The following is a 22,410-nucleotide window of genomic DNA, read 5'->3' on the forward strand; positions in this document are numbered from 1 at the left end:
TTCAGTTAATAAAAATCACTACTCATTTTCTATATATTATTAAGTCAAATGTTGAATTTTTTAATTCATTAAAATATGTGATCCAAGGTGGCGAAAGCTGAACTTGTACATTTTCTTCCAATATTTTACACTACCTCCTTATACAATTCTTACTAGCATAATATGTAAAAAACTAAAAAATGCATCAGTTATATTAATTAAACATCTTATTTCACATTCTCAATTTTCCCTTTACATCTTTAAGCACTTTTACTACTATGAAATTCTTTATTATAAGCAAATCCACTGAAATTTCATATTATACTAATACGACTCTATATCCTTTAAATTATAATACTCAATATTAGGAGCTGATTTCATGGAAAAAAAACCTATCGTGTTTAAAATTCCACCAAATTCAAAACTAAAAGTTACATTTTTCGGTCCTTGTAACGAAGTAATTACAAATGTGTCTATAATTAATCAACTATGCACCCCTAAATGTCAAACTATCACGCAATATCCAGACTTTCAGAAATATGTAACTGAAGTACGATCGTTATCCCGTTGTTAGTCCGCATAATGCACGATTTTCACAACTTTGTTACCTAAAATAACTGAGAAAGAAAATAACTGCATTCCTAGACTAAAATTACTCATTTTATGATATTCCATTGATAATTCATTGATTTTTTACACGTTTTTATTAAAAGAACATATATTATCGTATGGAGATTATCCACTCATAAAACCTATCTTTCTTTGGAGCGTACTTATTATGTATGCTCTTTTTTTTTATAACCGTCCCCCTTCTAAATTGACCAACAATATATTAAAATTCTTTATATACTCAAGGAGGTCAAATATGTTCAAGTTGCATCCAATACTACTCATCTTAGGATTGATTTTGTTTTTATATAGTGTAATCGCCTTTATGTTATTCTTTTCAGTGTATTAGCATTACCTATACAAAGCTGTGTTCAATATGTAATTTCTATATAGTAAAGAAAAAACGTAATGATACGATCTTTTATGTATTCCGTCTTTCTGTTCAATAAGAAAACTAGTAAACTTACTAACAATGAGTTTTCACAAGCATGTTACTTATTTGCATATTATTTTGTTCATTATCTGAAGAAGGTTGAAGCCCCTACAAATTAAACTACACTTTACCTATTTACTTATATATATCCTAGAAAAACAATAATAATCCCCCACCATTTGGTAAGGGGATTAACTAAACCTACTAAAAAACATTTAATGATCAGTTTTATTTAGTTGGAGAAGGAAATCTTGCCGCTTCAAAATGTGCCCCATCTTCTAAAGGACTTAAAACCCCATCTATACTACTTTGTGCATAAATCTCAACTTCATCCCCTGCATTCAATTGAACAATCGTCGAAACACTTACGACATTTCCAAAACTTATTGGACCAAAAAAGTCATTATCTATAGCTATCGCTGCGTTTCCATTCACACGAATTTCTACACGCGCTCTATAATTTAAAGTTGGATCGTTTGGAAAGAAACCAATTGTTCCAATAACAGAATATACACCTTTAGTCTTCGGCATAAAAATAGATGTTGCTGGATTATACTCATTCGCTAAATCAAATTGTTCATTTTGAAATAACACTTTCACAAAAGTATTAGCAGGAACATTTTGATTCACAGTATTTCTAGCTCTAAATGCCGATGCTCTAACAAGATTGTCCTTGTTATCATGACACTTACTAGTGTTCTTACAACAATCATGATGCTTATCTTTATACTCCTGACAATACTTACAGTAGTAATAACAAGACATACTAATTCCCCTTTCAAACTTATTACTACATATTATGTAAGATTGATTTATACGGTTTGGACTAGCTATTTTTATTATTCATAAGGGCGCTATTAATCTGCACCCTTATTTATATACACCACTTCATTCCTTACTAGTTATAAGTTGTATATAGTTCCATATGGAATAGTAAGAAAAGAACTTCCGTACGGTGTAACATGATGTACTGGGTAAAAATACTCTACGGATGAGTAATATGGTTGTACTCCTTGCTGCTGCATTTGCATTTGTTGTTGCATTTGCAATGCTTGTTGAATAGCTTGGACTGTACTTTGTGCTCCACTATATGTTATAGACGTACCATACGCTGGTCGCATGCCAGCTTCAGAATTAAAATATGAATAAAACATGATCTTCAACTCACTTCCGTATAATTTATTACAAATTATATTATGATTCTTTATTTCAGTAGGTACTATAAGCTAGTCCGCTCGCTTATATTCAAATGACAAAATAAAACAGTAGCTGCTAGACTACTTTGAATTCTTCTTATTACCAAATGAAATGATATACATATTCTCCTGTTACACGCTCATCGATTCCAGCAACCCTAACGAACCTAAGTAAATCCGCCCCTTGAAGAAAATATATCGACATCGTAACCGGTACTTGTGACCACATGAATTGAAAAAGCTCATTCACCCTCTGATTCGTCGTAATGATTAAATCATTTACAGGTCCATGATTCCATGCAGAGGTTTGAACTGAAGTGAAAGAAAGGTCTTTCCCATTAACCACTATTCTTGCCACGCTTTGAGTTATGTCCACAATAATCCCCTCCAACATTACAAAAATTGGACCTTTTTTAGTTCATATTATTATAAATATTCTTGACTGTAATAAATGTTTAAGGCAAATCCCTAATAAAGTGAAACTTTAATCAGTGGGGGTCTTACTGCCCGTTAATGCGGGATACAATTTTTTTATTCATATCCCTCAATTCCCATTACAACCATATAATTTCTAACCTGATTCAATTTTTGTAAAAGTTGAACCAGCAAATGTAAATTCCATAAAAGTATTAGAAAAATTAAACTTTACTTTTGAAGGTACTCTGAGAAAAAGCGAAAAATCAGCTGGAAAGCTTATCGATTTAAATATTTATTCGAAATTAATAAGCGATTAATTTTAGTCACTCTGCCCATACTTAATCAAAGTGTCGGCTTCTTTAATTTCTGTATAAAATTCAAAAGTTTGACACAATCCTGGAAAAAGCTTATAAAGAAAAGTGAGGTTCCGTTATTTTCACACTTAGTAGCGCAGCCATGTTACATACAATTTTATAAGTGTGAACGAACTACAAAACTAAAAAACAAATAATAAGTTTGCAACATGTTTGCAAATGCGAATTTTGCATATAAATTCGTGTGATATTGAAAGGAGTTTTACTTATGAAAGAAATTAAAACAGAACAAGAATTCAAAGACATCATCGCAAGCGAGGAGCCAGTAGTTGTTAAGTTCTTTACTACATGGTGCCCAGATTGCGTACGTATGGACAACTTTATCGGAGATGTAATGGAAGAGTTCAATAAATTTGAATGGTATTCTATTAATAAAGATGAGTTTCCAAGTATCGCTGAAGAGTATCAAGTCATGGGTATTCCAAGTTTACTTGTATACCAAAACGGTGAGAAGCTAGGCCACTTACATAGTGCTAACGCAAAAACAGAAGAGCAAGTTACTGAGTTTTTAGAAGCATACTAAGATGAAAGCCCTCTGGAAAATATTTTCCAGAGGGCTTTCATCTGTTTTCATAATTATCTTTTGACGTTTTTCCTCGTTTAATGAATTACACCTTGTCATGATAAGAATAATATGTAGTAAGAAAAGTATTCGTTTCTTGATCCATCTCCCCTCCTATCTCTTTAGTAAATAGACTCTAATTAGGTTTACACCCTGACTTTGTACTTTTCAACATATTTTTCCTTCACGAAACTTTGTTATCCCCTTCTTAAAAAGCTATAAAACGTCAACAATGTTTGTATAGACCCACACGACTTTCGTTTGATACTCTATTTATAGAAAGAAATTCCTTTAAAGAAAGGTGAGTGATTAAAATGGATACTCTTTCTCATAAAGAAGCTGATAAAGGCGCTATTGTCAGCATTATGGCCTACATATTTTTATCCTCTATGAAAATCATCATCAGTTATATTACCCTCTCTAGCGCATTACGTGCTGACGGTTTAAATAACTTAACGGATATCGGTGCTTCTTTAGCGATATTAATTGGTCTAAAAATATCTCGTAAACCTCGTGACCCAGATCATCCGTATGGGCATTCGCGGGCCGAACAAATCGCATCACTTGTTGCGTCCTTCATTATGGCAACAGTCGGATTAGAAGTTGTTATTAGTGCCATTCAATCTTTCTTAAATCCGAAACAAGCAGCGCCTAATATACTCGCTGCATGGGTTGCTTTATTTTCTGCTGTCGTTATGTACTGCGTGTATTTGTATACGAAAAAAATTGCAGCACGAACAAAAAGTAAATCATTAGAAGCCGCTGCAAAGGATAATTTATCAGATGCACTCGTAAGTATTGGTACCGTAGTAGGTATTGTCGGTTCTCAGTTCCAAATGCCTATTTTAGACCCTATTGCCGCTTTAATTGTCGGTCTTATTATTTGTAAAACTGCATGGGAGATTTTCGTAGAATCTTCTCATATGCTTACAGATGGAATTGATCCTGATAAAATGGAAGAATACGCTGATGCTATTGAGCATATTGGCGGTGTGGAAAACATTGTAGATATTAGAGCACGTATGTATGGGAATCAAACGTACGTTGATATTACAATTGAAGTAGATGCTCGCATGGATGTTGGAGAAAGTCACTGTATTACCGACAACATCGAAGCTATGCTTCGCAAAAAGTTTGGAATTTACCATGCACACATTCATGTTGAGCCAATGAAAAAAGAACCTATTATGACATAGGTTCTTTTTTTATGAACGTTTTATGGAATATAACACATAAAACGAGCCAGCTACCACCAGCTGCCCATCCTGCTAATATGTCAGATGGATAGTGCACGCCAAGATATATTCGGCTAACTGAAATAGATAATACAACAAAGCTTGCTATAAGAATAATTAACAATTTTTTATGCAACGAAATACGCTCTTCAGTAATTGTGACGTATGCAATAAATCCTAAAAAAGCAGTAGCATTCATCGTATGACCGCTCGGAAAACTATATCCAGTTGCAGTAACAAGCTGCGTGACATCAGGTCTTGCTCGTTCGTACCATAGTTTAAGCATACTGTTTAAATAACGAGATCCGTAGTAATTAATTGTTAGAAGTAACGCACTAAGCAACTTTTTTCTAACGAGAAAATACATTACAAGAATAATGAGTAATGGAAAATATATTCTTTTGGAACCGATAAAAGACACCCAAGTAAAATAGGTCGTCAAATAATCGTTTCGAAAGCTTTGAATAAAATGTGCGACTATATTGTCAAAGTTCTCAATACAAGCGGTATGATACGAAAGTGATAATACGACAAAACAAATGAGTAACGTAAAACTTAGCAAGTATAAATGTCGATATCGTTTCACATACATAACCTCACTATGCAAAAAAATGGAGCGGTTGTTTTAGTTTTCCTCTCCATTTCTTTTTTATGCATAGTTTATTAAAAAATATAATTATTAATTTTTTGCTTCATCTCAGGGATATCTTCTCTTGTTACAGTGAAGCGAATAACCTTCTCATCAAGATCAAGTGCCTCAGCGAATAAACCAGCTAATCCACGTGATTTTCTATCTACTTCCATAATTATTTCTAATCGGTCGTATGCACGTGGCAAAATTAATAATTCTAATTCATCTAATCTGCCGTAGTACTCTCCAGAAACCGGAATAAACTCAAATTCTTGTGCGAATGGAACTTGTTTACGTAATCGATGCGGTAATTCTTCACATTCTATATGACGTGCTTTAAACCCTAATTCATTTACACTATCTAAAACACTACTTAATAATGCATTAGGTAACACTTGAACGTAGTCGCGGTCACTTGGGTCTATACTACGTTTAATATCAAGACCTGTATGAATCCAAACCGTTTTCATACCAAGTGTAAGTGGTGCTTCAATTGGCATTGGAAAAGAAAATGGAATGTCAACTGTTTCATTTGGTTCTACAGAAAAAGGTTCGGTTAAGCGTACTCGCTCTAAATCATATGTTGCTGTTACTTTTTTATCATCCACTTCTCGTACATACGACGTCGATAATGTTAAGTAAATGCTTTCAATTTGTTGGCTAACTGAACCTCCAGTTATATGAACCTTTCCAACTATTTCTTCCCCAACAATATACTCATCTTTTTCAAGAACAGTATCTACCTTTGCACTTCCAATACCAACGCTTGCTAAAAACTTTTGAAACATGGAGTCTCCATCCTTTCTAAAGCAGAAGCTACATCTTGTTTTAAATCTTGTACATTCTCATAGTACGGCGTTTTTATTTGTAACATTCGCATAAGCATTTCGCGATTATAATTTTCCAAAGTTAATTCTTCGTACCATGGTTTTTCCTGTTTTTCATTAGATTCATATCCTGCATATAATAAAAATAATGAGAAATGACCGAGCGCATAAAAGTCGCTACGAAATTGAACTTCTCGCATCAAAGCTTGTTCACCTTCGTAAGTTGTAGCTCGCTCATCATCCTCACCTTTCCATTTAGCTAATCCAAAATCAATAATACTAATTTGATTTTCTTTCATTAATATGTTTGGAATGCGTAAATCTCGGTGAATAATGCCTTCACTATGAAACACCGATACAATTTCTAATATTTCATATAAAATCTCAAAAACTTCACGTTCTGTATATACATACCCATCTATGAAAATATAATCTTCAAAATTTTTACCAGGCATGTACTCCATCACAAAGAAGCTCTTTTTCTCCCATATGAAATGATCATATAGACTAGGAATTGCATGATAATTTAATGTTTGTAAAATCATTTTCTCTTGTTCAAATGATTTTCTACCAGACTCATATCTTTGTTTACTTTGTCTTAATTGTTTTAAGACTTTATATCTATTTATTTGTAAATCATTAACGACATATGTAACCCCATAACTGCCCATTCCAATTACTGATTCAATTTTATAACGCTCTGCAACAATTGTATTTTTTCGCAGTGGTCTATCAAATAATGCTAGTACACGACGCCATTTCATCAGCTACTTGAAAAGAAGCTACGGCTTTTACGTTTTCTTTTATAATGTTGATGTCCATAACCAGATGAACGTCGTTTATAATCGCTACTTGAATACGAGCGCCCTCTACGACGATAATCACTACTTGAATACGAACGATATTTTTTCTTTCCTAATAAAGAATCAATAATTTTTTTGAACATTCCTTCACCTCTTGAGTAAAATTTCCTTTTCATTATATCAATAATTATTGACTATATTTGTGACAGGTTTGTAAAGAGTAAAAAACGACGAGTTATGCCCGTCGTTACTTTCATTCATCCTCTTCATCAAAAACTTCATCAATCATGCATTTCTCTAATAAATACTCAAATGTAATATCTGCGAGATCTTCAATTTCTTCTCGTTTTGGGACGTACCCTCTTTCAATTAGTTGCTCATAAAAAAACTCCGCAATCTCTTCCGTATCAATCACGACTTCAATTTCCTTCATGAGCATCACTCCTTTATTTCTGTTTTATGAAAAAATCTCAAAATTATGTATATGAGATTAGAAAAATAGATTTTATTTTTTTATAGGTCATAAGCTTTGGACGAGATGCATACGATTGTAGTACAAGCTATTCAAAGGGGGAAATAATAATGGAAAATCAATATGAAGTAGGACAAACAAAAGAAGAGTTCATGCATGAAGATCAATGGGCAGACTCTCTTATAAAGTGGCTTTTTATTTTTTTAATAGTTGTAGGCATACCTTATACTGCATATGTTGTTGTTCAATTTATTCTCTCTTTCTAGTTAACTACTTTTTCTCTGTCAATTTAACTAAATAATTATGAACAACATCCATTACAATTTTATATTCTTCATCTTTAAATGTATCGAACAATAATTGATAATCGTTATAAATGTCAAGTAATCCATCAATGATTTCTTGACGATTCGTCTTAACACTCACTTTTTTCGAGTTGTTAATTGACTTTAACTTTCCTAAATCCAATTTATTCATACCTGCTTTATCTTGTTTCATTTTCTTCAAAATTGCATTTGCCGTTTGAGCATTGGCTAGTAACGTTAAATCTGATTCATCCGCTTCTAACCATTCACCATCCGTAATCCGTGACAATTCATAAATTGTATCTTCCCATGCGTCATTCTTATATCTCCATACTTCTGTACGAAAACCAACAATACGGAAAACATCTTTATCATATCCAGTTACTTGCACAAGATCACCAAACGTGAAATTATAATTTAATTCAATCCACTCCGTATCGCCCTTTTTCATATCTTGCTCTGTAACGTGCTGCAAAGTTTGCTCTACGTAAAATCCATCGTGATTATTGACTTCGTATACATAAACTCCATCTAAAACCTTCATATTTGTGATTTTCCCAACGGTTCCATATAGCGTAATCACGACTATGTCCCCTACGTTGTATTTAGGTTGTTTTTTTCTTGCCATCTCTATCTCTCCTTTTTTTGACGTCGTGATTTTGATATCAGTATATGCAACCTACATAAAAACGCTTATCACAGAAGCTTATATTCATAAATTTTTTCAATAAAAAATATAATCTTATAAAATTTACATTACACTCAAACAAAAGCTAGTAACTAGACTAGCTTCAAATCAACAAATTTCATAATAAAAAAACATACAGAATACTTCACTTTAAATAAAGTAATGTATTCTGTATGTTTTTAAATAGTTTTTATCTATCTTGTATGTATAAATCCCAGGCTTCATCAAATATAGACATACTTTCTAGCATTCCGCTCAACTCTAAGTATGAACTAATTTCATCATAGTCTTCAGATTGCTTCGGAAAACTTAAATCATCATACATCGCCTCTGCTAAATCTGAAATTTCATTTCTAAATAAAGCTGCACGATGCTTCATCATATAATGGTAAAATGTCTTTTTCAAAAATATTCCCTACCTTTCTAACTTGGGTACATTATACAAGGCAAAAAAGAAAAAAACCAGCATAAAAGCTGGTTAAAAGTCGAAATAATTTCTTTTTAATAGACGCGGTCTTCCCATTAATTCTTCATATGTTAGTTGTTTTGGTAAATCTTTCGTGTAAATTAAGAATAATTGATCTTCAATTTCTTTTACTGTATGGTCTGATTGATAGTCCATCCCGCACGAGGAACAAGAAATACATGGTGTCTCTTGGATTTCAATGGCTTTCGTACCATCTGGTAATTCCCAATATACAGTATTCAAGCTTTCTTTCGCTTCTGTACTGTCACACCACATACAATTCATACTGCATCACCCTCAGTTTTTTTGTCGTTTTCTTCTAACTTAGCCATTTGTGCTTGATATTTTTTATCTTTTAATTGATCGCGCTTATCACGTTTATCTTTTAAAGATGCATGAGTATCATTATCTTCGTAGTCTTTACGACGGTTCATACGCTGTAAGTCGTCTGGAACGAGGTTAAATTTCTTATCGCTCATAAGACCTGCGATACCAACATCTGAACGTTTTTCTTCGTAGTTCGGATAAATCTCTTTAAAGTATCCTTCCGCTCTTCCTGGAATATAGCTCTCTGGCTCTGGATACGTCGTAATAACACCTTCAAAGTTACGAAGTACAACTTTATCTGCACTTTGTGAGATTAAATAGTTTGGTTGAAGTGCAATTTTACCGCCTCCGCCTGGCGCATCAACAACGAATGTCGGAACAGCATAACCAGATGTGTGTCCACGTAAACCTTCAATAATTTCAAGACCTTTAGATACTGGTGCACGGAAGTGACCGATACCTTCAGATAAGTCACATTGATAAATGTAGTATGGACGTACACGGATTTTTACTAAGTCATGCATAAGTTTTTTCATAATTGGAACGCTGTCGTTAATACCAGCTAAAATTACTGCTTGGTTTCCGACTGGAACACCAGCATTCGCTAACATTTCACATGCCTTTTTCGATTCTTCAGTAATTTCAATAGATGTATTGAAATGTGTATTTAACCATACTGGATGGTATTTTTTAATAATGTTACATAAGTTTTCTGTAATACGTTGTGGGAATACTACTGGTGCTCTCGTTCCGATACGAATAATCTCAACATGCGGAATCTCTCGTAAATTTTTTAATACATATTCTAAAATTTTATCGTTAATTAGAAGTCCGTCACCACCGGAGATTAATACATCTCGTACTTGTGGCGTTTCACGAATATAAGCAATTGCATCATCTAATTGTTTCTTCGGTACACCCATTCCAATTTGTCCACTAAAACGACGACGTGTACAGTAACGACAATACATAGAACATTGATTTGTTACTAAGAATAGTACACGGTCCGGATAACGATGTGTTAGCCCTGGAACTGGTGAATCTTCGTCTTCGTGAAGTGGGTCTTCTAAATCATATTTTGTTTTATATAACTCTTCCGAAATCGGTACTGATTGCATCCGAATCGGACAGCGTGGATCATCAGGATTCATTAGCCAAGCATAGTACGGTGTAATGTTTAACGGGATCGTTTTCGTTGAAATTTTAACGCCCTCTTCTTCTTCAGGTGTTAAGTTAATCACTTTTCTTAAGTCATCTAACGTTTTGATCGTATTCGTTAATTGCCAAACCCAATCATTCCATTGCTCTTCAGTAACATCTTTCCATAATTCGATATCCTTCCAGTGACGATTTGGTTTGTATACATCATGTAACATTGCTATTCCCCCTTTTTATACGCTCATCCTTTATATAAGCAATAGTTATGCCAACTTTACATTGTTGATAAGTAAATGTGCGGAGAATCCTATTACATAAGCAAAAAAATATTTTTAAGCGTTGTATGAAATCAATACTTAACATCATATTCATTACTTTTTATATATGTAAACGCTCTTTTATTGGTGCAAACACACAAAAACCGCCGATTATTCGGCGGTTTTGTCGTACTTGCTCAGTTTATATTGAAGCGTTTGACGAGGGATATCCAACATTTTTGCGGCTTGTAATATATTCCCTTCCGTTTCAATCAACGCTTGATCTATTAATTCTTTTTCTGTTTGATGAAGTGCTTCTCTAAGTGGCATTATACCCTTCTTCTTCGAAAACTTCTCTTTCCGAAATGTACGTGGTAAACAATTGGCTGTTAATGTATTCCCTTCTGCAATAATAACAGCATGTTCAATCGTATGTTTTAACTCCCGGACATTTCCAGGCCACTGATAAGCTTGCAGTCTATCTTTCGCTTCCTCATCAATTTGAAGTACACCTTTTTTATAACTTTTATTATATTCTTTCAAAAAATAAGATGCTAATAATAGTACATCCTCAGTTCTTTCACGAAGCGGTGGGATATATAATGAAAATACGTTTAAGCGATAATATAAATCAGTGCGAATTTTATTCTCTCGTAAACATATTTCTGGAGGCTGGTTCATTGCGGTAATAACACGAACATCTACTTTTCTCGTCTTATTATCACCAATTCTTCTAATGACTCCATCTTCTAACACTCGTAACATTTTTGCCTGCAAATCAAGAGGCATTGAATTCAGTTCATCTAAAAATAATGTACCACCATCAACAAGTTCAAATAGCCCAGCTCTTTCAATCGCTCCCGTATAGCTTCCTTTTGTCGTTCCAAACAATAAACTTTCTAATAGCGACTCTGGTAAAGCTGCACAGTTTTGTGCAATAAATGGCTTGTTTTTTCTTTTAGAAGCTTCATGAATTGCTTGTACAAACAGTTCTTTTCCTGTTCCTGTTTCACCATATATTAAAACATTCGCGTCTGTTGGTGCTACTTTTTGTGCTAACTCTTTCGTCTGTTTAAACCGCGTATCATTTGTCACTATCGTCTCAAATGCAGCGTGCTTTTTAATCACTTTTTTTCTAGATGATCGCTTTATTTTCGACTGTAAGTCAACAATTGTGTCAGTAAGTTTTTGAATTGTAGAGTAATCCTTTGCAATTTCAACAGCCCCAGCAATATTCCCATCTATAAAAATAGGTAACGTCGTATTTACTGTACAAACATCTTCACCATTTAAATTTTGATAATGTTGTACCTGATGTACGATAGGTTTTTTTGTATCTAGTACTTTCATCAATGTACTCGTTTCCCTTGATAAAGACGGGAACGCTTCTAACAGATGTTTCCCTAACACTTTTTCAATCTTGGATCCATCGTGTTTTGCAGCTACAGAATTATAAAATATTGTAATTCCATTTTCATCTACAGCGTGTATAGCCTCATCAATACTGCCCAAAATCGCTTCAATGACTTCTTGTGTCGAAACTGCTAGCAATGTCATCCCCCCCTCTTGCCGAAAATCCAGCAATTACATGCCGGATTTTCGGCACACCTATGTGCGATTGTAAGCATGACGATTCCGTTCTATAATTTTGACCAATTTTATATTTTAATTAGATAACTCGAAACTCTAATTAGTACAGCTTTTCGAACACCCAGCTCCACCTAACTGTTTTGCTTTACAACCAAATTTTGAGACGGAAGTTTTACTGCTTTCGAATAACTAGATAGATCTTTCACCCATATATTCATATCTTCCAACTTATCGAAAATGTAGCAATTATTCGCCAGTCTTCCTGTATACGTATAGCCTAATTGATGAAAGGCAGCATTCATTCCGAAAGAAAGGGATCGAGCAATTGTATAGGAGCAGAAAATAGATCTTTCTCGAAGCTCTTCCTCTAATTTAATTAGTAAACTTTTCATAAATCCATGTTTACGATATTCAGGTAAAGTAGCACAATTCGTTAATTCTGCATTCCCTTCCTTTATGTTCATTTCTGCAGATGCTGTACTAATAATTTTCCCCTCAAATTCATACACGTAGTAAATTGTATCGTCTTCTTTCATCGTCTGTAATACATAACTCGCTTCATTTAAAGGTGTCGGATACACTTCAAATACTTTTCCGAAGACAGTTGCTAATTCTTCTGCATCTTCTTCAGTCGCTTTTCTCAGCAAAAATTTCTCTGGAACTACTTTTTCTTTTATTTCTTTTCCTTTTACACCGCTTAATATAGTATCTTCCTCAGTCCAATGCATACTATTTCGTCTTTCATCATTATTATATTTCACAAAAAAGTATGCATCGTGTCCTTGAAAATAATGAGGTATCGTTGCTTCCAACAAAAAACCGAAAGAGAGCCATGTTGAAACATGCTCTCCCTTTCCTTTAATAATACATTTAGTGAAAGAATGTTTCTCTGCTAGTTCGTCAATTGTCTGTATAATACTTTCAACATTTCCTGTATAGTGATCTACCCGGATACGTTTATTAAAATAATCTAAAACGCCTTCTACTGTATAACAATTCGTCTGTTCTCTAAAAGATTCATAGTATTTCATTTTTTCACCTCACACCAATCTAGTAATGTACATGCAATAATTTTTGCGGCAGCTATCATTTTATCAACTTCTATATATTCGTTTGGATAGTGTGCTACTTTCGTCTCTCCTGGACCAAATACTATTGTTGGTACGTTTGCAATTTGTGTAAATAAACCTCCATCAGTCCCCCACGGAGATGCTTCAATAATTGGTTCGTTCCCTTCGATTTCAACAAAGTTATGATGAAGTGTTGTAATGAGTTCATGATTTTCTTCTAATTCACCAGGAACCCATCTCGCTCCAAACCATTCTACTTCTACCGGATTTTCAACAAACCAATTGTCCACATCATTTAATTCAACAATCCAATTCTCAAACTCTTCTTTTGCCGCCTCTATAGTCTCATTCGGCGCAACACCGCATCTTCCTTCTAAAATTAATTCATCGGGAACAGAACTTGGCCAACTCCCTCCTTCAATTTTGCCAATGTTAATTGGAATTGGAATTGGAATTCCTTTAAATAACGGATCTGTAATTCGACTATTTCTTTTCTCCTCTAGCTTTCTTACATGTTCTATAACAAACATGCTTTTTTCAATTGCACTAACCCCTTCATAGCGCGTTCCACCGTGTGCAGCTTTCCCTTTTACACGTAGACGAAACCACATGGAACCTTGTTGTTTCGGGAAAAACTTCATATTAGTAGGCTCTGGAATAATGACACCATCTGCTTTATATCCTCGTAATATAGTTGCTAATGTCCCTGCTCCGCCACTTTCCTCTTCTATTACACTTTGAAAATAGATGTCTCCTTTTAATTCAATACTAGATTCAATGATCGCTTCCATCGCAAGCATAAGTGCGACATTTCCGCCCTTCATATCCGTCGTTCCACGGCCATATATACGATTCCCTATTTTCTCACCGCTATAAGGATGATGTTCCCACTGATTCACATCCCCTTCTGGAACTACATCAATATGCCCATTTAATATCATAGATTTCCCGTCGCCACTTCCTTTTAAAGTTGCTACAATATTTGGGCTATCTGAAAAACTTGTACGGGGTGATACAAAATAAGGATGATCTTTCATTTTAGAAAAGGAGGGCTCCCATATATCGAGATCTAAACCTAATTCACGTAATTTTTCAATCACAATTGCCTGCGCACCGCTTTCATCACCAGATACGCTCTTTTCTTGAATTAATCGTTTTAAAAATTTCACACTTTCCTCTTCATGGCTCTCAATATAATCACAAACTTGCTTTTTTAATTGCTCCATATATTACATCTCCCTTCATTCAATTACTAGTAAGTTAGAACTAATTTGAAAATCAGCTTCTGTATGTCGTTTTACATCTTCTACTGTGTATGGGCTCATTAATTCTTGTAATATAAGTCCACTCGGAGTTACCTCCATGACTGCCATATCAGTAATAATTAAATCTACACATTTCTTTGAAGTTAATGGCAATGTACACTCTGAAACAATTTTTGCATTTCCGTACTTATCAACATGATTCATCACAACAACGACCCGCTTCGCTTTTTGTGCTAAATCCATTGCTCCACCAATACCTGGAACACGTTTTCCAGGTACAATCCAGTTTGCTAAATCGCCATTTTCACTTACTTGTAATGAACCAAGAATCGTTATGTCTAGCAAACCTTTTCGAATCATCCCAAACGCTGTGCAGCTATCGAAATAACTCGCTCCTGTTATAAGAGAAGTTGGTAAACCTGCTGCATTACACAAATTTTCGTCTTCATTTCCTTTACTTGGCGTTGGTCCCATGCCCACGATTCCATTTTCGGCATGAAACATAACATTTATATCGTCAGGCAAATGATTTGGTACAAGCGATGGTATGCCAATACCTAAATTTACAATCATACCATTTTGTATTTCTTTCGCCGCACGCCTAGCAATCTTATCCCTCACTTCTACGCCCATACCCATTTCCAGTTCACTCCTTCCGACGGTACAATATAATTTACGAAAACACCTGGAACGACAATTTCCTCTGGATCTAAACTTCCAAGCGGGACTATTTCTTCCGCTTCTACAATTGTTATATCCCCAGCCATCGCTACGTGAGGATTCATATTTCGTGCACTTTTGTCAAATACAAGGTTACCAAACGGATCTGCCTTTTTTGCATATACAATTGAAACTTCAGCAGTTAATGCTGTTTCAACTAAGTAGGTCTTACCATTCATTTCAACTGTTCGTTTTCCCTCTTCCACAATCGTATCAACACCAACATCAACTAAAACACCACCAAGACCAACGCCACCAGCGCGAATGCGCTCTGCTAATGTTCCCTGCGGAGAAAACTCAATTTGTAATCTTCCCTCGTTTAGTTGCCTTCCTGCATTTGGATTGGAGCCAATGTGAGAAGTAATTAGTGATTTAACTCTTTCATTTGTAACAAGACGACCGATACCTACATCAGGAAATCCAGTGTCATTTCCAATCAAATTTAAATTTGTAACGCCTTTTTCTAAAATTGCCTGTATTAAAGATGGAGGGGATCCAATCCCTCCAAATCCCCCAAACATTAATGTCATATCATCATGGAACAAAGAAATTACTTCCTCAATTTCTTTTAATTTACCGAATGTATTTGTAATAGTTGTCATGCGATACTATGCCCTCCTTTTTGCATCATCTCTTCCACACTTTTAGAGAAAATTGAAAGTAATTCATCTAACTCGGAATATGTAGTTGTCATTGGCGGTGCTACAAGCAGTGCACTATCTTCTTTTCCTGCTTGCCCTGAAACTGCTTGATATAAAAGCAGGCCGTTTTTAGCTGCAACTGAAATAAGCTCTGACGCTTTTGTAAACGGTTGCAATTCTACTCCGATTAGCAACCCTTTTCCGCGCACATCAGCAATGATTGTCGATTGTTGCTGAACTTTCTGTAAGCCTTTTATTAAATACTCTCCCTTTTCTGCTGTTTTTTCAGGAAGATTATGTTTCTCCATATATTCAATAACAGCTAAAGCCGTTGCTGCAGACAATGGATTTGCACTTAACGTATGACCGCTCATTACTGAACGTGATCCACGTAATATTGGTTCCATAACACGATCACTTACAACTGTCGCTGCCATCGGTGTATATCCCGCTCCTAACCCTTTACCAAGTGTCATAATATCCGGCTCTACGCCCCAATGCTCCATCGCAAACCATGCTCCAGTACGACCAAGCCCAGTCATTACTTCATCCGCAATAAATAAAATATCGTAATGATTACAAATCTCTTTAATGACTTTATAATAGTCTTTCGGCGGAACAACCGCGCCTCCAGCTGCTCCGATAATCGGCTCAGCAATAAAAGCAGCAATATGCTCTGCACCAATTCTTTCAATTGATCTTTCTAGTTCAGTCGCACATGCCAGCTGACAAGTTGGATATACCTTTTGAACAGGACATCTGAAACAATATGGAGCTGGTATAGTCGGATAATCTTCCAAAATAGATACGAAACGTTGTCTACGTAGTGGATGCCCAGACATTGATAAAGCACCCATCGTAATACCGTGATAACTCATCCATCTTGATAAAATTTTATGTTTCCCTTGAATACCTCGCTCTTGAAAATGCTGAATTGCAATTTTCATAGCTGTTTCATTCGCTTCCGTACCACTATTTACAAAAAAACTCCAGTTCAAATCTCCTACACTTAAATCACTTAACTTCTTCGCTAATTTTTCAGCTGGTTCACTCGTAAACTGTGATCTATAAACGAAAGCAATCTCCTCAGCTTGCTTTTTAATAACGTCTGCAATCTCCTTTACGCCATGCCCAATACCTGCCGTAATTGCTCCTGACGAACCATCAAAATATTTATTGCCATTTTGATCATACAAATAAACACCTTTTCCATGTGAAATCATTGGATACGGCTGACCAACAAGTGGTTTAATTAAGTAATCGCGCATAGCGCTCCCCCATTTCTCCAATTTGTATATATATATGAAGAAAATTGACGTTTCTTTCATAAAAAAGAATCCTCTGCAAAAGCAGTGAATTTATCAAAAAACTATTATAAAATATACAAATGAGTGCTTAAAAAATTTTATAAAACAGAAAATTCAGAACTAAAAAACCGAAGACCAACCCTTTTCTATACGCCCAAATGACCCTCCTTTTTATATGAAATGACTGCATCACCAAATGTTTTTATAGCATAATGCCAGCTGTCCTTAAATACCGACATTCTGTACACTTCGACGGAACTCCCGTTAAACTCCTTCCTATTATCCTACTTTAAATTGCATATTTTAAAACAAATTTCGACACCCACCTTACTAATCAATTCAGATTCCTATTCATTATGTAAACTTTTCATTTTTAAACTATAAAAAAAGAACCGATTAACCACACTAATCAGTTCGTCATGACGCTCTCTTATGGGTTAATACTGTCAATTGCTAAAATAAATAGAAAAATGAAGTTTACAAATTCATCCTACAGTCTATAACACAAAACCTTTTCATAACTTCATTCACAATTACTATCGGGATATCCCTATCCCGAAGTGGCACTCCTTTCCTCAGATTCAAAGTATCTTTCCTTTATAATTTATGTAGGACAATTATCACTTTGTATGTGTATTTGCCTATAATTAAAAAAATCCCTAGTTTTCTAGCGATTTTTGGACATGTATTCAATATGTTAATTGAAATGCACTTTCAATTTGGCATTTATTTTACTTTCGTACAGTCATATGTACTGCTTTACTCTGTGAAATTCTCGTAAGCACCAGCACCTCTTTATGAAAACATATTTGTTGTCACTTTTTAATTTTCCCTTTATAAAATCATTTTTTTTGCATAACCGCTTTCTTGCTTCGCATATAGTTTTAATGATGACAAAGGAGGAATGTTCATGTCTCAATCTGAAATCGAAAAATATGGACAAGAAGTTACGCAATACGAACAGCTCGCACGTTACTATCAGTTTCGTAACCCTAAAAAATATATAGAATTATATATGAAATATTACGATGCACTATCAAAACTTGTACAGGCGTATGAAACAAGAGACTCACAAGAAGCTGCTTTACCATCACATATAAGAATTTTTCATGCCGATCCAAATATACCGGCGGTTGACATTTTAGTAAACGGACAAAAGGTTATTAAAAATATTTCATTTAAGCAATTCAGCCCTTATTTATCATTAGTGCAAGGGAAATACCGTATAGATATTGTTCCTGTCGGAAATGAAACTCCAATCTTTTCAGCGTTGGTACCAATAATGGGAAATCATACTTATACTCTTGCTGCAATAAATAGTGATAATCACCTACAATTACAACCTATACTTGATAATACACATTTACCAGCTGGTCAAGCAAAAATACGCTTTGCACATTTCTCTCCAGATACCCCTGTTGTAAATGTAGATTTAAAAGATGGAGATCATTTATTTGAAAATGTACTCTTTAAACAAATAACCGATTTTTTGCAAGTTAGCCCTGGTACAGCAGATATTGAAATTTCACTCGCAGATAATAAAAACATTTTATTGACTATACCGAAATTCAATGTTGAACCAAATGTTATTTATACAATTTCAATAGTAGGTTATTCAACTAAAGATCCTAAATTAGAAGCCGTTATACTCACAAATTAAAACAGTCTACACCATTCATTTGGTGTAGACTGTTTATTTTTGAAATGCAATTTGAAATTCTGTCCAATCGTTATCTGATCGACACATAATGGATCCATTATGTTTTTCCACAATTTGTTTACATACAAATAATCCAATACCAGTTCCTAACTTTTTAGTAGTTACAAATGGTTCAAAAATCGTTTCTACATTTTCAGCTGGAATCATTGGTCCATTATTTTTTATCACAATTCGAATAGCTTGATCTTCTTCAAATACATCAATGATAATTTTTCGTTCTTCTTTCATTGATTCAAGAGCATCAATTGAATTCATTAATATGTTTAAAAATACTTGTCTCACTTCACTCCGATAACCAACAAGCGGAATTGGATACGGTAAATTCTTTTCAATCAAAACATTCGCATTGACCAAACTCGGATATAAGAATTGTATAATGTCTTGAAACAAGTCATTAAGCCAAAACCGTTCCGATTCATTCCACATTTCTTTTTTTGATACGAGTAAAAATTGCGAAATACGAAAATTTAATTGATCTAATTCATGCGAAATAATATCTAAATACGATAAACTCGGATGATCTGCCTTTAATAATTTGACAAACCCCATAATGGAAGTAAGCGGATTACGAAATTCATGTACAAAACTAGCTGACATTTGTCCTAAAATCGTCAGTCTTTCTTTATGTGTTTCGTTAATATATTGCTGTTTTTCCTCTAAATTCTTCGATATAATTTCCGAGTATTTTAAAACGGTATAATAAATTAATTTGTCAAAACAAGTATGTATTTTTGCCATAATTGGTTTCAATTCACGAGCGCTAACATCTAATTCACACATCGCTTCGAAAAGTTCATTTCTTCCCACGTTTGCGTTATAAACAAAATCTCCAATATTCGCATCTGCTCCAGCACGTTCAATAGCAATTTTCTCACATAACGGTTGAAGATAATTTATATCTTTATCTTCCATAGTAAGTTCGATAATTAACTCTAGTAAATCCTCTCCATTTTGAACTACTTCTAGTTTAAATGGATCTTTTTCGGAAATTATCATTTTGTTTTTCCAGTTCTCTACGAATTGGTGCCTATTGTTTTTCAAGTGTGAACAAAATATTTCTTTAATATCCTTATCGATTGGAAAAACCTCCATTCCCTCCATTTCCATACGACGAATACCCTTTATATTTTGAATATTAACACAAAAAATACGATTCGTTAATAGATTTTTGTCACATTTTGTTAATTTCTGTTGATAAAATTATTTTTTCTTTCTTATTTAACTAATTGTATGCAAATCCCCTTTTTCCTTCACATATTTTCATTATTTCCGTAGTCAAAACGACTTTTTTTGCATCATTTTTAATTCTTGCGTACAATAGAAAATGAAAGGTGTGAAAAATATGGTAAATAAAAATGTGGAAGATTATCTCCAAGAAGGCATTTACGGCCAAAAGCAAAACAAACCAGAAGAACGTAATATGTATTTAACTACATTACGTGAGCGTGTGGAAATCGCTTTAACGATCGGTCAAGTAATGCAAAGTAATGTATACTCTGAAGTGGCGGGTAGCATGCGCCCTTCTCAATCATTACAACTCCTCCTAAATGGTGGCATTGCTTACCCACATTTATCAAAATACATTAAATTAGCAAACGAAAAAAATGTTCCTTTTACAATTGTTCAAAATAAAGATACAAAAACACCAATCGGTTTAGTATTAACTCATGCTACTGCTGTAGATAAAGAACAAATTTATGTAGAAGATACTATTTTCAAACAAGAAATGAAGTAAAAGTTACACTTAATTAAATAGTTACTAGAAGCGTAAAAAACGAGTATGGAATCGTAAACATTTCCTACTCGTTTTTTAGTGCAAGTTTTAAGTTTTTCTACTTTATTTTTTAATACATACTAATTTCATTTCTGTCATTTCTTCTATTGCATATTTAATTCCTTCACGCCCCGTACCACTTTCTTTCACGCCACCATAAGGCATATGATCTACTCTGAACGTTGGAATATCATTAATCATGACACCACCAACCTCTAGCTCATCAATTGCACGCATTGCTTTAAATAAATTATTTGTGAATACACCTGCCTGTAAGCCGTAACGCGAATTATTTACTTGTTCAATCGCTTCATCAAATTCTTTAAATGTATTTACTGTCATGAGTGGACCGAATACTTCTTGGCACTGCACAGATACATGATCTGGAACATTTGTTAATACAGTCGGTTCAAAAATTCTTGCATCCCGCTTCTTACCACCGCATAAAACAGTTGCTCCTTCCTTAATTGCTTCTTGAACCCACATATCAATTCGCTCTACATCTCTTTTTGAAATTAAAGCTGATACATCCGTTTCCTCAAGCAGTGGATCACCAACAACAACTGATTCCATCGCTTTCTTTAGCTTCGAAAGAAATTCATGCATTTTCGTTTCATGTACAAAAACACGTTGTACTGAAATACAAACTTGCCCATTATTAACAAATGCTCCCCATTTTACACGTTCAATTATTTCATCTGTTAACTCTACATCTTCATCAATGATAACAGCAGCATTTGAGCCTAGTTCTAACGTAACTCGTTTTAGCCCAGCCTTTTGTTTTATTCCGATTCCAACTTTTGGACTTCCGGTAAAAGTAATAGAAGCAACGTAATCATTTTTGACGATTGCCTCACCAACCGTGGAGCCAGGACCAGAAATGATATTTAAAGCTCCATTTGGCAATCCTGCCTCTTCAAATAACTCAACTAATGCATAAGATGATAATGGCGTTTGATCAGCTGGCTTTAATACAACTGTATTTCCGGCAGCGATTGCTGGTCCAACTTTATGCGCTACTAAATTTAATGGGAAATTAAATGGTGTAATAGCCCCTATAACCCCAATCGGCTTTCGGATTGTATATGCAATACGCCCATCTGCACCAGGTGCGGCGTCTAATGGCAATGTCTCACCATATATACGCTTCGCTTCTTCAGCTGCAAATTTGTATGTTTGAACAGTACGATCTACTTCTCCCCTTGCAGCACGTATTGGTTTTGCAGCTTCTTTTGCAATAATCTCTGCAAATTCTTCTCTTCTTTCATCCATTTTTTGTGCAACTTTCTCTAAAATAGTCGCACGATCATATGCAGATAATGTATTCATTTTTGTCATTGCATTTTTTGCAGCGGTAACAGCCTCTTTTACATCTTCTTCCGTGCCTTGTGCAATTTCAGCTAGTGTTTCTTCAGAATATGGTGCATATAATGGTTTATACGTGTTTACAGATTTCCAATCTCCATTTATATATAAATGCTTTTTCATACTTCTTCTCCTTCCAAATATATGTATACAACAATACTTCACCTAGTGAAAGGTTTGACTTATGTCATTGTATCATAGCCCTTATCCCTCAAAAAA

26 protein-coding genes and 1 pseudogene are annotated in these 22,410 nt (G+C 34.5%); 7 read left to right on the forward strand and 20 right to left on the reverse strand.

Going from position 1 to position 22,410, the window contains the following annotated elements:
• Nucleotides 1-358 precede the first annotated feature (358 nt).
• Nucleotides 359-553: a hypothetical protein gene (locus ACTFR8_RS03185; RefSeq protein ID WP_000412559.1), complete on the forward strand. Its 195-nt coding sequence runs from the start codon at nucleotides 359-361 to the stop codon at nucleotides 551-553.
• Nucleotides 554-1,249: 696 nt separating this feature from the next.
• On the opposite strand, the gene ACTFR8_RS03190 is transcribed toward ACTFR8_RS03185, so the two are convergent.
• The 3 genes from ACTFR8_RS03190 to ACTFR8_RS03200 form a co-directional block, all read right to left on the reverse strand.
• Nucleotides 1,250-1,786, reverse strand: a complete 537-nt coding sequence (locus ACTFR8_RS03190) for a C1q-like domain-containing protein (RefSeq protein WP_002098484.1) — start codon at nucleotides 1,784-1,786, stop codon at nucleotides 1,250-1,252.
• A gap of 137 nt (nucleotides 1,787-1,923) precedes the next feature.
• On the reverse strand, nucleotides 1,924-2,175 hold the full coding sequence (locus ACTFR8_RS03195; RefSeq protein WP_000500092.1) for a DUF3947 family protein: 252 nt from the start codon (nucleotides 2,173-2,175) through the stop codon (nucleotides 1,924-1,926).
• Nucleotides 2,176-2,317: 142 nt separating this feature from the next.
• Nucleotides 2,318-2,593: a hypothetical protein gene (locus ACTFR8_RS03200; RefSeq protein WP_000355689.1), complete on the reverse strand. Its 276-nt coding sequence runs from the start codon at nucleotides 2,591-2,593 to the stop codon at nucleotides 2,318-2,320.
• A gap of 208 nt (nucleotides 2,594-2,801) precedes the next feature.
• Here ACTFR8_RS03200 and ACTFR8_RS03205 point away from each other — a divergent pair.
• The 3 genes and pseudogenes from ACTFR8_RS03205 to ACTFR8_RS03215 all read left to right on the forward strand — a co-directional run.
• A pseudogene (locus tag ACTFR8_RS03205) lies at nucleotides 2,802-2,951 on the forward strand (GNAT family N-acetyltransferase); the annotation flags it as partial.
• 265 nt (nucleotides 2,952-3,216) lie between these two features.
• Nucleotides 3,217-3,531, forward strand: a complete 315-nt coding sequence (locus ACTFR8_RS03210) for a thioredoxin family protein (protein ID WP_000658787.1) — start codon at nucleotides 3,217-3,219, stop codon at nucleotides 3,529-3,531.
• A gap of 353 nt (nucleotides 3,532-3,884) precedes the next feature.
• Entirely contained in the window at nucleotides 3,885-4,766 is an 882-nt protein-coding gene (locus ACTFR8_RS03215) for a cation diffusion facilitator family transporter (protein ID WP_000380380.1), read from the forward strand.
• Here ACTFR8_RS03215 and ACTFR8_RS03220 read toward each other — a convergent pair.
• From ACTFR8_RS03220 to ACTFR8_RS03240, 5 genes are all read right to left on the reverse strand, one after another.
• Nucleotides 4,756-5,391 carry a phosphatase PAP2 family protein gene (locus tag ACTFR8_RS03220; protein ID WP_000833370.1) on the reverse strand — a complete coding sequence of 212 codons (636 nt, stop codon included), beginning with the start codon at nucleotides 5,389-5,391 and terminating at the stop codon, nucleotides 4,756-4,758. The genes ACTFR8_RS03215 and ACTFR8_RS03220 overlap by 11 nt on opposite strands.
• A 77-nt stretch (nucleotides 5,392-5,468) precedes the next feature.
• Entirely contained in the window at nucleotides 5,469-6,224 is a 756-nt protein-coding gene (locus ACTFR8_RS03225; protein WP_000486631.1) for a sporulation protein, read from the reverse strand.
• On the reverse strand, nucleotides 6,206-7,027 hold the full coding sequence (locus ACTFR8_RS03230; protein ID WP_000872067.1) for a serine/threonine protein kinase: 822 nt from the start codon (nucleotides 7,025-7,027) through the stop codon (nucleotides 6,206-6,208). The genes ACTFR8_RS03225 and ACTFR8_RS03230 overlap by 19 nt, the downstream gene beginning before the upstream one ends.
• A complete protein-coding gene (locus ACTFR8_RS03235) occupies nucleotides 7,027-7,209 on the reverse strand; it encodes a hypothetical protein (protein ID WP_000473371.1) in 183 nt (60 codons plus the stop codon). The genes ACTFR8_RS03230 and ACTFR8_RS03235 overlap by 1 nt, the downstream gene beginning before the upstream one ends.
• A 110-nt stretch (nucleotides 7,210-7,319) precedes the next feature.
• Nucleotides 7,320-7,499, reverse strand: coding sequence for a YozD family protein (locus ACTFR8_RS03240; RefSeq protein WP_000658451.1), 180 nt, complete (start codon nucleotides 7,497-7,499; stop codon nucleotides 7,320-7,322).
• 149 nt (nucleotides 7,500-7,648) lie between these two features.
• On the opposite strand from ACTFR8_RS03240, the gene ACTFR8_RS03245 reads away from it, so the two are divergent.
• Nucleotides 7,649-7,804: a DUF3930 family protein gene (locus ACTFR8_RS03245; protein WP_000431486.1), complete on the forward strand. Its 156-nt coding sequence runs from the start codon at nucleotides 7,649-7,651 to the stop codon at nucleotides 7,802-7,804.
• A gap of 4 nt (nucleotides 7,805-7,808) precedes the next feature.
• On the opposite strand, the gene ACTFR8_RS03250 is transcribed toward ACTFR8_RS03245, so the two are convergent.
• The 10 genes from ACTFR8_RS03250 to ACTFR8_RS03295 form a co-directional block, all read right to left on the reverse strand.
• A complete protein-coding gene (locus ACTFR8_RS03250) occupies nucleotides 7,809-8,471 on the reverse strand; it encodes a hypothetical protein (protein WP_000101499.1) in 663 nt (220 codons plus the stop codon).
• A 250-nt stretch (nucleotides 8,472-8,721) separates the two neighbouring features.
• The gene (locus ACTFR8_RS03255; protein ID WP_000750717.1) at nucleotides 8,722-8,937 is read right to left on the reverse strand and encodes a YozE family protein; all 216 of its coding nucleotides are present in this window, start codon (nucleotides 8,935-8,937) and stop codon (nucleotides 8,722-8,724) included.
• Between the two features lie 72 nt (nucleotides 8,938-9,009).
• Entirely contained in the window at nucleotides 9,010-9,282 is a 273-nt protein-coding gene (locus ACTFR8_RS03260) for a YokU family protein (RefSeq protein ID WP_000995763.1), read from the reverse strand.
• On the reverse strand, nucleotides 9,279-10,700 hold the full coding sequence (gene ablA / locus ACTFR8_RS03265) for a lysine 2,3-aminomutase (protein ID WP_000902142.1): 1,422 nt from the start codon (nucleotides 10,698-10,700) through the stop codon (nucleotides 9,279-9,281). Before ablA ends, ACTFR8_RS03260 begins: the two co-directional genes overlap by 4 nt.
• A gap of 210 nt (nucleotides 10,701-10,910) precedes the next feature.
• Nucleotides 10,911-12,296, reverse strand: a complete 1,386-nt coding sequence (rocR, locus tag ACTFR8_RS03270) for an arginine utilization transcriptional regulator RocR (protein ID WP_144608096.1) — start codon at nucleotides 12,294-12,296, stop codon at nucleotides 10,911-10,913.
• 164 nt (nucleotides 12,297-12,460) lie between these two features.
• Nucleotides 12,461-13,360 carry a putative beta-lysine N-acetyltransferase gene (gene ablB, locus ACTFR8_RS03275; protein ID WP_000878603.1) on the reverse strand — a complete coding sequence of 300 codons (900 nt, stop codon included), beginning with the start codon at nucleotides 13,358-13,360 and terminating at the stop codon, nucleotides 12,461-12,463.
• Complete coding sequence (locus ACTFR8_RS03280) at nucleotides 13,357-14,625, reverse strand: peptidase (RefSeq protein ID WP_000436691.1); 1,269 nt, start codon at nucleotides 14,623-14,625, stop codon at nucleotides 13,357-13,359. The genes ablB and ACTFR8_RS03280 overlap by 4 nt, the downstream gene beginning before the upstream one ends.
• Nucleotides 14,626-14,640: 15 nt before the next feature.
• Nucleotides 14,641-15,303, reverse strand: coding sequence for a CoA transferase subunit B (locus ACTFR8_RS03285; protein ID WP_000525278.1), 663 nt, complete (start codon nucleotides 15,301-15,303; stop codon nucleotides 14,641-14,643).
• Nucleotides 15,288-15,986 (reverse strand): acetate CoA-transferase subunit alpha, encoded by a 699-nt coding sequence (gene atoD / locus ACTFR8_RS03290; RefSeq protein ID WP_000208107.1) that lies wholly within the window; start codon nucleotides 15,984-15,986, stop codon nucleotides 15,288-15,290. Before atoD ends, ACTFR8_RS03285 begins: the two co-directional genes overlap by 16 nt.
• Nucleotides 15,983-17,293: an aspartate aminotransferase family protein gene (locus tag ACTFR8_RS03295; protein WP_001205884.1), complete on the reverse strand. Its 1,311-nt coding sequence runs from the start codon at nucleotides 17,291-17,293 to the stop codon at nucleotides 15,983-15,985. The genes atoD and ACTFR8_RS03295 overlap by 4 nt, the downstream gene beginning before the upstream one ends.
• 949 nt (nucleotides 17,294-18,242) lie before the next feature.
• Here ACTFR8_RS03295 and ACTFR8_RS03300 point away from each other — a divergent pair.
• Nucleotides 18,243-18,992: a DUF4397 domain-containing protein gene (locus ACTFR8_RS03300; protein WP_030025541.1), complete on the forward strand. Its 750-nt coding sequence runs from the start codon at nucleotides 18,243-18,245 to the stop codon at nucleotides 18,990-18,992.
• 33 nt (nucleotides 18,993-19,025) lie between these two features.
• On the opposite strand, the gene ACTFR8_RS03305 is transcribed toward ACTFR8_RS03300, so the two are convergent.
• Nucleotides 19,026-20,159 (reverse strand): BA2291 family sporulation histidine kinase, encoded by a 1,134-nt coding sequence (locus ACTFR8_RS03305; RefSeq protein ID WP_000425086.1) that lies wholly within the window; start codon nucleotides 20,157-20,159, stop codon nucleotides 19,026-19,028.
• Between the two features lie 235 nt (nucleotides 20,160-20,394).
• Here ACTFR8_RS03305 and ACTFR8_RS03310 point away from each other — a divergent pair, with 235 nt between their 5' ends.
• Nucleotides 20,395-20,787 (forward strand): YueI family protein, encoded by a 393-nt coding sequence (locus ACTFR8_RS03310; RefSeq protein WP_000247557.1) that lies wholly within the window; start codon nucleotides 20,395-20,397, stop codon nucleotides 20,785-20,787.
• Nucleotides 20,788-20,889: 102 nt separating this feature from the next.
• On the opposite strand, the gene ACTFR8_RS03315 is transcribed toward ACTFR8_RS03310, so the two are convergent.
• Nucleotides 20,890-22,314 (reverse strand): aldehyde dehydrogenase family protein, encoded by a 1,425-nt coding sequence (locus tag ACTFR8_RS03315; RefSeq protein WP_000716459.1) that lies wholly within the window; start codon nucleotides 22,312-22,314, stop codon nucleotides 20,890-20,892.
• Between the last annotated feature and the right edge of the window lie 96 nt (nucleotides 22,315-22,410).

The organism is Bacillus cereus group sp. MYBK15-3 (assembly GCF_051916765.1).
In the GTDB taxonomy this organism is placed as follows: domain Bacteria; phylum Bacillota; class Bacilli; order Bacillales; family Bacillaceae_G; genus Bacillus_A; species Bacillus_A cereus.

Bases quoted from the DNA above. Each gene is read 5' to 3' on its own strand.
- ACTFR8_RS03310 (WP_000247557.1), top strand. From the start codon at position 20,395: ATGGTAAATAAAAATGTGGAAGATTATCTCCAAGAAGGCATTTACGGC.
- ACTFR8_RS03245 (WP_000431486.1), top strand. From the start codon at position 7,649: ATGGAAAATCAATATGAAGTAGGACAAACAAAAGAAGAGTTCATGCAT.
- ablA (WP_000902142.1), bottom strand. From the start codon at position 10,700: ATGTTACATGATGTATACAAACCAAATCGTCACTGGAAGGATATCGAA.
- ACTFR8_RS03315 (WP_000716459.1), bottom strand. From the start codon at position 22,314: ATGAAAAAGCATTTATATATAAATGGAGATTGGAAATCTGTAAACACG.
- ACTFR8_RS03210 (WP_000658787.1), top strand. From the start codon at position 3,217: ATGAAAGAAATTAAAACAGAACAAGAATTCAAAGACATCATCGCAAGC.
- ACTFR8_RS03280 (WP_000436691.1), bottom strand. From the start codon at position 14,625: ATGGAGCAATTAAAAAAGCAAGTTTGTGATTATATTGAGAGCCATGAA.
- ACTFR8_RS03260 (WP_000995763.1), bottom strand. From the start codon at position 9,282: ATGAATTGTATGTGGTGTGACAGTACAGAAGCGAAAGAAAGCTTGAAT.
- ACTFR8_RS03295 (WP_001205884.1), bottom strand. From the start codon at position 17,293: ATGCGCGATTACTTAATTAAACCACTTGTTGGTCAGCCGTATCCAATG.
- ACTFR8_RS03195 (WP_000500092.1), bottom strand. From the start codon at position 2,175: ATGTTTTATTCATATTTTAATTCTGAAGCTGGCATGCGACCAGCGTAT.
- ACTFR8_RS03215 (WP_000380380.1), top strand. From the start codon at position 3,885: ATGGATACTCTTTCTCATAAAGAAGCTGATAAAGGCGCTATTGTCAGC.
- rocR (WP_144608096.1), bottom strand. From the start codon at position 12,296: ATGACATTGCTAGCAGTTTCGACACAAGAAGTCATTGAAGCGATTTTG.
- ACTFR8_RS03240 (WP_000658451.1), bottom strand. From the start codon at position 7,499: ATGAAGGAAATTGAAGTCGTGATTGATACGGAAGAGATTGCGGAGTTT.
- ACTFR8_RS03235 (WP_000473371.1), bottom strand. From the start codon at position 7,209: ATGTTCAAAAAAATTATTGATTCTTTATTAGGAAAGAAAAAATATCGT.
- ACTFR8_RS03305 (WP_000425086.1), bottom strand. From the start codon at position 20,159: ATGGAAATGGAGGGAATGGAGGTTTTTCCAATCGATAAGGATATTAAA.
- ablB (WP_000878603.1), bottom strand. From the start codon at position 13,360: ATGAAATACTATGAATCTTTTAGAGAACAGACGAATTGTTATACAGTA.
- ACTFR8_RS03225 (WP_000486631.1), bottom strand. From the start codon at position 6,224: ATGTTTCAAAAGTTTTTAGCAAGCGTTGGTATTGGAAGTGCAAAGGTA.
- ACTFR8_RS03250 (WP_000101499.1), bottom strand. From the start codon at position 8,471: ATGGCAAGAAAAAAACAACCTAAATACAACGTAGGGGACATAGTCGTG.
- ACTFR8_RS03285 (WP_000525278.1), bottom strand. From the start codon at position 15,303: ATGGGTATGGGCGTAGAAGTGAGGGATAAGATTGCTAGGCGTGCGGCG.
- ACTFR8_RS03190 (WP_002098484.1), bottom strand. From the start codon at position 1,786: ATGTCTTGTTATTACTACTGTAAGTATTGTCAGGAGTATAAAGATAAG.
- ACTFR8_RS03230 (WP_000872067.1), bottom strand. From the start codon at position 7,027: ATGAAATGGCGTCGTGTACTAGCATTATTTGATAGACCACTGCGAAAA.
- ACTFR8_RS03185 (WP_000412559.1), top strand. From the start codon at position 359: ATGGAAAAAAAACCTATCGTGTTTAAAATTCCACCAAATTCAAAACTA.
- ACTFR8_RS03300 (WP_030025541.1), top strand. From the start codon at position 18,243: ATGTCTCAATCTGAAATCGAAAAATATGGACAAGAAGTTACGCAATAC.
- atoD (WP_000208107.1), bottom strand. From the start codon at position 15,986: ATGACAACTATTACAAATACATTCGGTAAATTAAAAGAAATTGAGGAA.